Origin of the sequence: Halalkalibacter krulwichiae, from assembly GCF_002109385.1 — a bacterium.
Classification (GTDB): domain Bacteria; phylum Bacillota; class Bacilli; order Bacillales; family Bacillaceae_D; genus Halalkalibacter; species Halalkalibacter krulwichiae.
Window position 1 is genome coordinate 3,953,243 of record NZ_CP020814.1, and the last position, 13,047, is coordinate 3,966,289.

Consider the following 13,047-nt stretch of genomic DNA (forward strand, 5'->3'; position numbering starts at 1 on the left):
ACCATTCACTTTTTCAATGCCTTTAAAACAATTTTTTCTTCATAGTCTTCCCACTCACCAATTGTGACGGTGATCTCTTTCTTCTTATCTAAATACTTACAACCATAGCATGCTAATCTTTTACTCTGAAACAGATGAGCCTTATTTAAAGAAAACGTATCGGTGATGTATCCGCCTTCCTGATCATCAATGGTGTAGCGCAAAGAAGGGGATCCGATGATTGTTTGATCTTCTCCTCTATACGTAATCTTTGTTTCATAATCTACATCTGTTCCGACTAGATACAGTCGATGCTCAACAATCCAATTTGGACTTTCACCTTTAAAAGCAACCGATGTTGGGCGCGTGAATGCATTTGGTTCCTGTGCACTTACAGGAGCCAAACCCAGAATCATGACTAAAATGACTAGAATGAAGATGTTCCCTTTGTTGTCCACTATACTCCTCCTAGTTTTTAGCTTTATTTTTTGCAACAATTTCTATAATAATCAAAAAAAGTTACAAGAATATCACCTGAGCCAAATACACGACCGTCGTAACCGTAACCATACTGCATAATTCAGACAGCAATACGGCCTGCGCTGCATATTCAGGATGATTCCCGTACTCCAAAGCAAAAAGGGAGCTGTTTCTTGAAGTTGGAAACGAGCTTGCAATTAATAAAGCTTGTGCCGTTGTTCCTTCTAAATTCAAGGTCATAATGACGATAAATGCTATACAAGGGGATAGCACTAATCTCCCAAGAAGGCTTAGGATCAACGGGGTAGAAAACCGGTAAATTTTTAAAAAGGCACTTTGGGCACCTAATGTGATGAGAGCTATTGCTAAAAAGGCGCTTGAGATGCTCTCAATGGGTGTCCATAAGTATTCGGGAATGCTGATTGATGTAGCTTGAAGCAGCATCCCTAGCAAAAAAGCATATAAAACAGGATTCTTCAAGAAGACCTTCATCGCTTTGAACCCGTTGCTTTGAACGGAAACAGAATTAAATAATCCATACGTGTAAGTAAGCAAATTTTGAAAGATCATGACGACAATTTGAATCGATAACCCTAATGGATTATACTGGAAAATAAGTTGACTGACAGGCAATCCGAAATTTCCAGAGTTGCTCAATACGACACTGTTTTTAAAAGTCGAAGATAAGCTACGCTCGAAGTTAAACATCTTTGAAATCCCTGCACTGATCCCCATGAGAATAAGGCTTTGCAATACGAGGAAATTAAGAATGAGCAGAAGCGTCTCTCCTCCCATTTTGCTTTGATAGACATTGGCAAACCCGACTGCTGGTAATAGTAGGTACGTATTCAATTTAGATAATGTCCCCATATCAAATTTGAATGTCCGATGGAGAAACGCACCTAATCCTATTAATAAAAATACGGGCAAAATGACATTTAATAATATAAGAAAAAAAACATCCATACGATCAGTCCTCCTACTGAAAACCTAAAGCTATGAACAGAGGTTTTCTCGACTATTCCTACAGCCATTATAAGAACAAGAGTCATTTCAATTAAAATACAAATAATCTATCGGGGACGATTCAAAAATCGAATAACAAAAAAAGCATGGAAATATCCATGCTTTGATTAAAGATCATTTTTTATATCCAATTTCCTCATAAACTCAACAAATTCTTTCACAACTTTCATTTCAAGAGATTCATTGTGATAAAGCATCCACGTTTTTCTTTTAAGAGGTTGGCCTTGTTCATTTTTAATATCGACTCGATAAAGGTCTGGCTGATCATCGACCAGTACACTCGGGAGGATTCCATACCCTAGACCGTTCACGATCATTTCCTTACATGTATCTGCTTTGTCCACTTCCATCTCGATTAAAGGAGGTTCCGTAAAGGTCCCCGTCCACCAATTATCAATTAACGTCTTCAATGTCGCATCTGTCTCATATTGTATTCGCGGCAATTGCGGTAAGTCGTTTAGAGCAATCTTTTCTTTTGAGGCAATGCAAATCGTTTCTTCAAAAAGAAGCTCCTTGGAACCCGCCCATTGGTAATCCCCTCGCACAATACCAATATGAACATCATGATGATACGCAAGAGTAAAGATGTCACGGCTCCACCCTGTTACCACTTTATATTTCACTTTTGGAAATTGCTCACGGAACCGTTTTAACAGTGCTGGCAGCTTATGTCTCGTGATGTAATTCGAAACTCCTAATTGTAAAGTCCCATTTACTTCGTGATCCATATTCTTCACTGTATCTTTGATTTTGCGAAGACGAGCAAGCATTTCATCCGCACAATCCACTAAATATTCCCCTTGAGGTGTAAATTGAACCCCTTTTGCTCCCCGGCTGATAATCGGTTGATCAAACTCTTTTTCGATTTGTTGAATTCTTTTCGTTAATGTTGGCTGTGAAATATATAAGCTTTGTGCTGTTTTCGTAATGTTCTTTTTCTCATACAGAACTTTTAAGATCAGCCAATCACGTTCTTCCATACGTTCCTCCCAGAAATAAAATCATTCCACCTATACTTCAATTTCCTTAATGACTTTAGCCGGATTACCGCCAACGACTGTATTACTTGGCACATCTTTTGTCACAACGGCGCCTGAAGCAATCACAACATTGTCTCCTATCGTTACTCCTGGGTTTAAGACAGCACTTCCACCAATCCATACATTGTCTCCAATCGTAATCGGTTTCGCATATTCTTTCCCTGAGTTACGCTCCGTTGGGTGAAGTGGATGTGTCGCTGTATAAATTTGTACCCCAGGAGCAAGCATACAATTATCACCAATTCGCACTTCACAAACATCTAGAATTGTACAGTCAAAGTTTGCATAGAAGTTTTCTCCTACGTGAGTGTTATAGCCGTAATCAAAGCGAATGTTTGGTTCCATCGATACGTTTTCTCCTGTTGAACCAAGCAACTCTTTCAATAGTTTTGTTCGCTTATCACCTTCTGTTTCAACGGTTTGATTATAGATTCTCACTTTTCGTCTAGCTTCTTTTCGTTCTTCTACTAATACAGGGTCAGCTGGATCATACAGTTCTCCAGATAGCATTTTTTCTTTTTCTGTTTTCATCATTTGCTCTCCTTTATTAGTATTAAGGCTCATTAATAAGTGATGATAATATAGCACATTATGTTATCACCTACAACGCGCTGATACTTGGTAGCTTTGTGCCATCGCAAGAAAAATCACGCTTCCTTCTTATATAGCTATCGAACAAAAAAAGGAGCAGCCTGTAGGCATGCCCCTCCTATTTACCATTAGTCTAACGATTTCATCCCTGTATAAAGGTTAATACTTTTTCTTTTGTTCAACATCTTTAATCGTTTTCCCATTAGCAATTTTAAAAAGGCGACTCTTTGGTTCATAGATCATTTGAGAAGGCCACAGTCCATGGTGACCTGAGAATAGATAACTTGTGAAGCACGCAACGAAAAAAAACTCCATTCCTTGTCCATCAAACATCTCTACGGCTAAAAGGAAAGCGGCGATTGGCGTATTGGCACCGCCACAAAATGTCGCAATCATCCCTACGGCTGCCACAAAAGACATTGGAAAGTCAATAAAGTGATATAACGTATTTCCTAACGTTGCCCCTATAAAAAATAATGGTATTGCTTCTCCACCTACAAAACCAGTCCCTAAAGTTACCGCTGTAAAGACGAGCTTGGCCAGAAAGGCAAAGGGAGGAACATCTTGTGAAAATGACTCCTCTAACATATCTAAACTACGCCCATTGTAATCATTAGTTCCAATTATAAATGTTAAAACAACAATGATCATTCCTCCAATGAAGGCTCGTACTGCATGGTTTTTCTTTGTGTATTTTTCTGAAACCTTATGTATTCCGTGTCTTAATTGGCTATATAACACACTTACAAGACCAAAAAGAATAGCTAATAAAATGACTTTCGCAAATGACAGGAGCGATAGTTCTGGTACGGTTTGAATGATGAATGTTTCATGTTCAGTCCCCCAAATTTTTTCAGCGGTGTAGTGTCCGACAAAACTCGATACTAGGCAAGGAACGATTGCTTCGTATTTCATCTTTCCTAAAGCGACCATTTCCATTCCAAAAATAGCACCCGTTATCGGTGTACCAAAGGCTGCACCGAACCCAGCGCTAATTCCACTCATCAACAAAATCTTCGTATCGATAACATTCACTTTAAAGAACGTATTTACAGCTTCAGCGACACTTCCTCCCATTTGAATGGCCGCACCTTCTCTACCTGTCGATCCGCCAAATAAGACCGTCATAAATGTTCCTAAATAGACTATAGGCCCCAACCTTCGTAGTATCTTGGCCTTTCCATGAACCCCCTCGATTACAAGATTATTTCCTTTATATAATTCCGTTCCAGCGCTCGTCCCTAAATTCATATAGATGTAACCTAGGACCAATCCTGCTAAAGGGAGAAAAAGAATCAACCAAGAATTGTCTTTCCGTGTCTCTCCAAGAAAATCATTGGTATGTAAAAGAAAGGATGTTGTAGAGCCAATAATGAAACCGATCATCACTCCAAAAAAAATCCATTTAAATAGAGTTACTAACAGGTTTTTATACACTTAAGTCCACCTCGTCCTTCCTCACTTCAGATGATCTTGAGGTTGTTCTTCAAGTTTGTTATGTACCACTTCTGTAATAAGGTTCCAACCTAAAACAATGCCAATCGCTTTCCATATAAAATGCAAATCCAAGTTAGACTCTCCTTTAAAACCATTCTTATTCTCCCATATCTTTAACCGAAATCATTTATATATGTAGGGAGAACTCACAAAGTCATCCAAAGCAAAAAGACAATCCCATTAAAGGATTGCCTTTTTAACTCATTCATTATTTCATTTAAAAAGTGAAGATTGCTACAGCCAATTCTTTTCAAAATCGTCTTTGCTTAGCGGCTTACTAAAGAAAAACCCTTGCATGTAGTTACATTGATTTTGTACTAAGAATTCCTTTTGATGGTTTTCTTCTACTCCTTCGGCAACGACATCAAGGTGTAAGCTGCGTGCAAGGTTGATGATCGTTAGCGGAATTTCTGCATTGCGGTTGTCCTCTGTAATGTCTTGAATAAACGAACGATCAATCTTCAAACAATTAATCGGCAAAGTCTTCAAGTAGCTTAAAGAGGAATATCCAGTTCCAAAATCATCAATCGAGACAGAAATTCCATACTCTTGTAGACTTTTGAGTGCCTTAATCGTTTCTGTCGTTTTAAAGAGCAATGTACTTTCTGTTATTTCAACTTCAAATAAATTTGGTGCCAGTTGATGTTCAGCTAGGATGTCCTTCACTTGATTCACTAAAGAACACGGGTCTTGAAATTGTTTCGCTGAGAAATTCACAGCTAATCGAATCGGTTCATTTCTTTGGCTATTCCATATTGAAATTTGCGAACATGCTTGTTTCATTGCTATTTTCCAAAGTGGGTGAATGAGTCCCGTCTCCTCAGCAATGGAGATGAATTTATCTGGCGGAACAAAACCTAGTTCTTCATCTGTCCATCTCAGCAGTGCTTCTACGCCTCTTAACTGATCAGACTTAGCATCAATCTTCGGCTGGTAGTAAACTTCAATTTCTTCATTGGCAATCGCTTTTCTCAGACGCTTTTCGATTCTTAGCTTTTCATTTTTCTCTTTATTGATTTCTTCATTATAAACAACGACATGATTGCCGCCATCTTTCTTGGCTGCATACATTGCGCCATCGGCATAAATCATTAATGTCTCCATTTTATTCGTATGTTTCGGTGCCAAGCTGATGCCACAGCTTGCACTTACGATCACTTCATTGCCTTCAATGAGATAAGGTTGGCTAATCGTTGAGACAAGGTCTTTGGCTAAAGCAGTGATCTTCTCTTCTTCAAGACCACTTACTAAAATGACGAATTCATCGCCGCCTTGCCTTGTTAGAACACTATTTCCATTCGTCAATGATAGCTTGATTCGTTCAGAGATGAGGCGGATTAATTGATCGCCTCTTGCATGTCCTAACGTATCATTCACATCTTTAAAGCGGTCGACATCGATAAATAAGATCGCAACCGTTTCTCCTGTTTTGTCTGCTTCCGAAAGACGCTTTTCCAATTCTTCTTGGAAGTATCTTCGGTTTAACAGCCCTGTAAGAGGATCATGATAGGCTTGGAATTGGATCAACTCCTGGCTTTTTTCTAAGTCCGTTACATAGGTTTGTAAGGAATTAGATAAGGCATTGACATTTTGTGCAAGGTGACCGAGTTCATCTTTTCGTTTTAATAAGATGCTCTCCCCGAAATGACCATGTGCAATTTCATTCACTTTGACAACAATTTTACCAATCGGCTTTGTAATCGATCTTGAGAAAATAAAACTTGTTAATAACACGAGTAACATAAATGGAATCGCAAGAATTAAGTGCTGGATCAGTTCTTTCTCAAGTTCTTTTTGAATTAAACTATAGTCATACACGACTCCAATTACATAAGGGTCTTGGCTGCCTGTATCAATAGGGACGAGTGTCTTTGTTACTAGTTTCCCATTAACTTCGTCTGTGTACTTTTGCGAAGTTTCCGTTTCAATCGCCTCTTGAATCAGCCCCGCATCGATTGCCTGGTTCTCAAAATCGTACGTCCCGTACCAAATTGGCTGATCGACGATCCGAATAAAGCTATTGCCATTGTTATGCATCCATTTCGTCTCTTTTCCAAATTTGTCAGGATTAAAGACGGTCAGTTCAAGGACACCCTCTAGTTTGCTAGTAAATCGCTCCATAATATTGGCTGGTCCAAATAGCTTCTCATACTCTAGAACTTGGTTATCTCGGTAATATGGATTAATAATATAATCGGTCGTCCCATCGTGAAAATAACCCCATTTATCTGTATGGTCAGGATTGCTGGCAGCCACTTCAATCGGCCCAGCCCAGTAATTCGGAAGAGCAAGACCTTCTTCAACTGTTACGGGCGTTAACTCAAGCAACTCCAAAAAGGCGTCGTACCAGAAAAGCCAATCTTTAGTAGACATATTAATTTCATGAGCATCGGATGATTTCACTCCAATAATATCGTCCTCTGTTTGAGCGAGGAGTGTAATATGAGATATGAGTAATTCCTCCGCAAGCTCCGATAATTGTTCGTTCGTCACATTTTCATGCTCGGCTGGTAAAGCGTTCCGAATCGCAATCGAAGCTGTCCGTAACTCACGTGCGATAATATCTTCTACGTATTGTGCACCGTTTCTTGAATTTTCAACTTGATAGGAAACCTCTTGGGTAATTAATTCAATCTCACGTTCATTGTATTCAATTAACTTTTCCTTTGAGCGGATGTAATGCAATGTACTGTTTGCGATTAAAATACATAATACCAATGAGGTAAAGATGAGTGGCAGTTTCTTTTTGATGGACATAGGTTACCTCCTTAGGCATAAAGCAACTAGATGTGAAACTGCTATATGAAAGTCAATTTCGTGCTTAAGCAATTTTACTATGATGACCCTTCCTTAAGAACGTTTGGAAAAGCAACATAAACAACTCTGGTTGATGAATATGCGCCACATGCCCAGCCCGCTGAATCTCATGATACTCCACATGTGGAATTTGGGTTTTCAGATGTGAAAGAGTTCCTTTATACAATTCATCATACTCCCCCATCACCCATAAAACAGGCATCGTTAAACCAGCTAATGCCGTTTTTGAATCAAACTCAAGCTGCATGCGAATCAGCTTCTCTAAAACAACCGGATGGACTTGCTTAGCATATTGAATAAAAATGGCTTCAGAATCTTCTGCGATGCTATCTACATTGGGATTTAAGAGGCGTGCATATTCACAAACCCACTCCTCATAATCAATTTGGTCTTTCTTCTCAAGCATTGTCGTAACATTTGTATAAAATCGTGACGGAACTTGACAGCAATACCCGCCAACAACCGTGATACTCTCAACCATGTCTGGATACTTCTTCGCAAACGCTACCGCAATCAGGCTTCCAAAACTGAGCGCACAAAGATGAGCCTTCTTCAGTTTTGCTTTCTTATATTGATGAGAAAGTCGCTCAATCAAAACGGTTAACGAAAGTCCGACTTCATGAACGTCATACAAATCATAACAGATACAATGATACTGTTCTTTCAACTTTGCTATTTCTTTTTTAAACGCATTCTTATTTCCAACAATCCCATGCAAAAAAATTATCGTTTCTTTTTCCAAGACGATCCCTCTTTCATCTTTCAGGTAGCTTTTTAAGCAATTCGTAGTTTGCCGGTATCGTTTGAGGTGCTCTCAAAACACCTCAAAAAGAATTAGTATAGTAGTTGTAAAATATTGACTTTCAGGCTTTTTTTCTATCTTTTAGACTATCTCTATCATTATATTGGTAGACTATAAAACAAGTAAAACGTAATTCCTGGTAATCGTTCTTTAGTATCATATAAAGGGAAAACCCTATCCAAATATAGTAAAACAACAGAGACTAACGTCTTAACTCCTTTCTCCTTCTAAGCGAGTGTACTCATACAAAAAAGAAGAGGCACGTCAAAAGGATTGAATTCCTTTTGGCGTACCTCACTTAGAATCTTTCTTTCTAACTAGACCTAAATCACCCGTCTACTACCAGAATTTTGTGCTTTGAACAAAGTTTTTCCATCTCGCCCAAACACCGACCTCACTCGGTTCCATTTCCTCCAACTCCGGTGTATACAAGACAAAATGATTTTTGCCGTTATGTTTGGCATGATACATCGCTTTATCAGCATTTTGAATTAACGTCGATTTGTCTTCGCCATCCTCTGGGTACATGCTCACCCCGATGCTTAACGAAATCTTTGCTTCAATTCCCTCAAGATCATATGGAAGAGAAACGTTACTGACAATTCTTTTAGCTATGTCCTCAATTTCTTCTTTTGTCGTTTCTTCGAAGACAACGATAAACTCATCACCACCGATACGAGCTATCAAGTCTTCCTCTCGGATGCTTTCGTGTAATCTACTGACTACTTGTTTTAATAGCTGATCTCCTACATCATGCCCATGAGTATCATTAACAATTTTGAAATCATCTAAATCGACGAACATAAGCGTGAAATTATGCTGATGACGCTTCGCTCGCGATAAGGCTTTTTCAATATGACGATCTAACATTTTCCGGTTCGGTAAGTCTGTTAAGTCATCAAAAAACGCCATTTGCCTCAACTCTAGCTCTAATCGCTTCTGTTTCGAAATGTCCCTGAACTTCCCAAACACTTTTTCAGAATGCCCAGTCCCATCCTTATACGCTTTCCAATATAACTGAATCCACTTTTCCTCTCCATCTAGGAGAATCCGGCAATCAACTTCCGCTTCTTCGTTACATTCAAGTGCTTTTTCTACTTGATCAACTTTGGCTCGGTCCTCCTGATGGATTAAGCTTTTCCACAAGTTTGGATACGCATTAAGCTCCTGCTGGCTAAAACCAAACAGATCCTCTACCCCTTTAGAAAAATGAACGTCGTTGCTGCTTTTATCAACCATGACTAAGGCCACTCGAGTAAAAGAATTAAACAAAAGCTCATACTCTTGTGAGAGCTTCACTAAACGCTCATTTTCCTTTTCTATCTGTTGTTTTTCCTTTACTAGCTTTTCATAGCTCGCTTGCAACACACTGAATTTTCTCCACAACGACCACGCACCGAGTACGATAACAACCAAACCCAACAAAACAATCCAAATCAAATGAGAAGAACTAAAAATGAGACCTACAAAAACAAGCACACCCCCGCCCACACCAAGAGCGACACCTCTATCTTTTTTCATGTTCAACACCCTTTTATCGAAATTCATTAAAAGAATAATATTATCCTATAGGAAAAGCACCAACACATATATAGGTGTTTCCTCCCATACCCTCCTAATAGATTAAGAGGACATAAAACGAAGCAAACTAGTTTAGCAGTTTTAGGTTACGAGTAGAAATGAGAAACTCTCTATCAAACAGCAGCCATCCGCGTATGAACTAGGAGTTAGGGAGACAGCTGCATGTTTAAATGCTTATTAATACTCAGGTTCACCGTTTGTTTAGTAGACTCGGCTTTATAAAGGACAGGTTGCCTCAAATCCTTCCTCCGTTTGTCCTTTAGACGCTTCCTCTCGGACAGGCCGGTCCTCTTTCTTCCTCCATTTGTCCCTTAGACGCTTCCTCTCGGAGATCGTCTAATAGGAGTCCCATTCATACACGAATGAACCTCCCATTAGCAGTGCTTGTTTTCTCTCTCAGCTTAGCTACTTCCGCAAAAATTCGATAAACTCCTCATTCGTTAACGGTTTTGCTATGAAAAACCCTTGGACTTCATCACAACCAAGCTCACGTAACAACTCGATTTGCTCGATTTCTTCCACACCTTCTGCTATCACTTTCATCCCCAATACATGGCCAAGGTCAATCATTGATTTTGTCAGCTGCTGATCTCCTTTGTTCTCGCAAATTTCGCGAATAAACGCACGATCAATTTTCACTACGTCAATTGGGAATTGTTTTAAATAGCTTAAAGAAGAGTAGCCTGTTCCAAAGTCGTCAATGGAAATGGTGAGGCGGCGCTCCTTCATTTGCTCAAGAATCGGTTTTACAAGAACAGGATCTTGGAAGCCACTTTCTGTCAGTTCAAGCTGCAAATAGGTGGGGTCAAGCCCTGTTTCTGCTAGTATTCGATCAATGAGGGGAAGTAGATAGTCTTTTCGATTAAACTGGTTTGCCGAAAGATTAACGGAGACAACTAATGGTTGAAATCCTTCTACTTGCCACTGTTTCGTTTGTCTACAGGCTTCATGAAGAACCCATTCTCCAATTTGATAAATTAAACCGGTTTTCTCAGCGATCGGGATAAAGTTTAATGGAGAAATAATCCCTATCGTAGGGTGCTTCCAACGTACGAGCGCCTCCATCCCCGTTATTTCACCTGTCTTTACATTTTGCTTCGGTTGATACGTTAGAAACAATTCGTTATTAGCGAGCGCGACACGCAGATTATTTTCAAGTTCATATTCTTGCTTAAAGCCTTGGTGAATCCCGTCATGGTAATAGACATACTGTTTTTCTTTGTCTTCTTTCGCCTCGTACATCGCTTCTTCCGCTTGCTGCATAAGGGCTGTGAAGGTTTGTCCGTCTTTTGGATATTGACTAAGCCCAATTCGAATACTTAAATAAAACGTAAACCCAGAAATGTCAAACGGCTTTTTCAATTGCTCTAAAATACGTTCTATTTTCTCATTAACCTGTTCTACGTCTGCTTGATGAGGAAGATACAAGGTAAACTTATCTCCATTCTGCCGCGAAAGAACTTCTTCTTCTCCTAACACTTCCTGTAACCGCCTAGCAAATTGCTTGAGCGTCTCGTCACCAATTTGGAAACCGCGTGAGTAATTCACATTTTTAAACCTTCCGATATCAAGACGGAGAATCGTTGCCTGTTTCATCCCGGCCTCCATGTCCCGTTCTACGATCAATTGCAATTGGTGATTGTTCGGCAGCTGTGTTAGTTGGTCAGTGAAGGCGAGTGCATAAATCCGCTCATTTGCCTGCTCCTGCTCTTTTATTTTTTGTTCGAAACTATGGGCAATCTGATTAAACGAATCACCGATATACTTTAATTCATCCTGCGTCTTAATTTCCACTCTTGAAGAAAAGTCTCCGTCAATCCAGCGTCTCGTCCCTTTATTAAGCGCCTGAATCGTTTGCATAACAGAAACGTAACTACTCCCAAAAAGAAGACATACCATTCCGATCGAACAAAGAAAAGACACAACAACCAATCCAATAAGTAGACGGCTCTGTTTCTCTTTCTCTTGTAAATGCTCTAAAAGAATTCCATTCCCTTTTTCGTAAAGAGTAAACCCACTTGTAATGGCGTTCGATCCAGATGAAAAAACACCCTCAGGACCGATGGCTGACAACTCGTCTGCCTTTATTAAACGGAGAAACTGCTTGGCACTCGTAGTAAATTGTTCTAATTCGACATCTAGCTTTGTCTCTCCATTTAAATCAGGGTTCCTCACAGCAACACTTTGAACGAAAAATTGTGCTCCACCAATCATGATTGCTAATTCTTCTTGCTGCTCAGGTGTACGTGTATCGGCAAAACTCAAACTCGTTGCATACGCTCTCAGTTTTCCAAGCGCTTCCGTAGCGAGCAACAAATCACCATTTAGGACACTACTTAGCCGGTTCATCTTGGCGTCTGGATTCAAATAGATTCTCGCCTGCTCCCCGATTTCGTTAACAAAAATCAATATTTCTTCATTCAATTGATTATGTATATAATAGCTTTTAAGTAAATGATTCTCTTCCTTTACTCGGTGCCATTGCGCCTTAATCTGATCCCACTTTTCCGCATGAAAAAAAGCAGGCCACTGTTCTCTTTTTGAATCAATGTCTGATATTTTCTCATCGACCGCTTGTTGTGTTTCTTGAACTTGTTCCGTAAAGTCATCATACCCTCTTAAATAAGACTGATTGAGCCCGCGGTGAATTTGCGCATACATAAGCAGCTCAGATGTATGAAGAAATGAGTCGATCGCTTGTTGTTCTAATTGATTTTGTTTCAAATTTGTATGTACATCTATTACTATGAGAGACATTGCGAACATCAGAGGGATTGTGAGTGCAATGAAATGCAAAAAGAACTTCTTTGAATAACTGATTCTTCCCATCCGCTCTACGAACCAGCTAGGAATTATTTCCCTAAACATCACACACCCCTCCCCGGCCACAAAGTTTGAAAATTCAACGTAAACCGACAAATTTCTACTTTTTCCATCATATCACACAAAAACCCAATTAAATACATTTATGTAAGAAGGATTTACTATGAAAATGACTGCTCCGTAGAACAGTCACATCTAATAAGCAGTCTCAAAGGGTGATTAATACTCGATTTCTTCGTAATCTTTTGGCTGCGGAAGCGGTTGTTGATTGTCTCTCGATGGTTGCTGTTGCTTGGATTGCTCTTGTCTTCCTTTATTTGATTGATTTCTTTGCTGCTTTTTCATCCAGACCTCTCCTTTCTACTTTATGAAACTCGTTCTTTTTTAGGGTTCCTCGAGTCTTACGAAACG

At 39.5% G+C, this 13,047-nt stretch carries 10 protein-coding genes; all 10 read right to left on the bottom strand.

Annotation, left to right across the window (positions count from 1 at the left end; genetic code table 11):
* Positions 1-5: 5 nt before the first annotated feature.
* The 10 genes from BkAM31D_RS19955 to BkAM31D_RS24560 all read right to left on the bottom strand — a co-directional run bounded on the left by BkAM31D_RS19955 (position 6) and on the right by BkAM31D_RS24560 (position 12,981).
* On the bottom strand, positions 6-437 hold the full coding sequence (locus BkAM31D_RS19955; RefSeq protein WP_066156962.1) for a hypothetical protein: 432 nt from the start codon (positions 435-437) through the stop codon (positions 6-8).
* Positions 438-498: 61 nt separating this feature from the next.
* Positions 499-1,425 (bottom strand): AEC family transporter, encoded by a 927-nt coding sequence (locus BkAM31D_RS19960; RefSeq protein ID WP_066156965.1) that lies wholly within the window; start codon positions 1,423-1,425, stop codon positions 499-501.
* A gap of 167 nt (positions 1,426-1,592) precedes the next feature.
* A complete protein-coding gene (locus BkAM31D_RS19965; RefSeq protein ID WP_066156968.1) occupies positions 1,593-2,465 on the bottom strand; it encodes a LysR family transcriptional regulator in 873 nt (290 codons plus the stop codon).
* A gap of 30 nt (positions 2,466-2,495) precedes the next feature.
* Entirely contained in the window at positions 2,496-3,056 is a 561-nt protein-coding gene (locus tag BkAM31D_RS19970; RefSeq protein ID WP_066156972.1) for a sugar O-acetyltransferase, read from the bottom strand.
* Positions 3,057-3,275: 219 nt separating this feature from the next.
* Positions 3,276-4,553, bottom strand: a complete 1,278-nt coding sequence (locus BkAM31D_RS19975; protein WP_066156973.1) for a voltage-gated chloride channel family protein — start codon at positions 4,551-4,553, stop codon at positions 3,276-3,278.
* A 294-nt stretch (positions 4,554-4,847) separates the two neighbouring features.
* Positions 4,848-7,370, bottom strand: coding sequence for an EAL domain-containing protein (locus BkAM31D_RS19980; protein ID WP_066156976.1), 2,523 nt, complete (start codon positions 7,368-7,370; stop codon positions 4,848-4,850).
* A 64-nt stretch (positions 7,371-7,434) separates the two neighbouring features.
* Positions 7,435-8,172: an alpha/beta fold hydrolase gene (locus BkAM31D_RS19985; protein WP_235820505.1), complete on the bottom strand. Its 738-nt coding sequence runs from the start codon at positions 8,170-8,172 to the stop codon at positions 7,435-7,437.
* 399 nt (positions 8,173-8,571) lie between these two features.
* On the bottom strand, positions 8,572-9,753 hold the full coding sequence (locus BkAM31D_RS19990; RefSeq protein ID WP_066156985.1) for a sensor domain-containing diguanylate cyclase: 1,182 nt from the start codon (positions 9,751-9,753) through the stop codon (positions 8,572-8,574).
* Positions 9,754-10,218: 465 nt separating this feature from the next.
* Complete coding sequence (locus tag BkAM31D_RS19995) at positions 10,219-12,681, bottom strand: EAL domain-containing protein (protein WP_066156989.1); 2,463 nt, start codon at positions 12,679-12,681, stop codon at positions 10,219-10,221.
* Between the two features lie 174 nt (positions 12,682-12,855).
* Entirely contained in the window at positions 12,856-12,981 is a 126-nt protein-coding gene (locus BkAM31D_RS24560) for a hypothetical protein (protein ID WP_257391605.1), read from the bottom strand.
* Positions 12,982-13,047 lie beyond the last annotated feature (66 nt).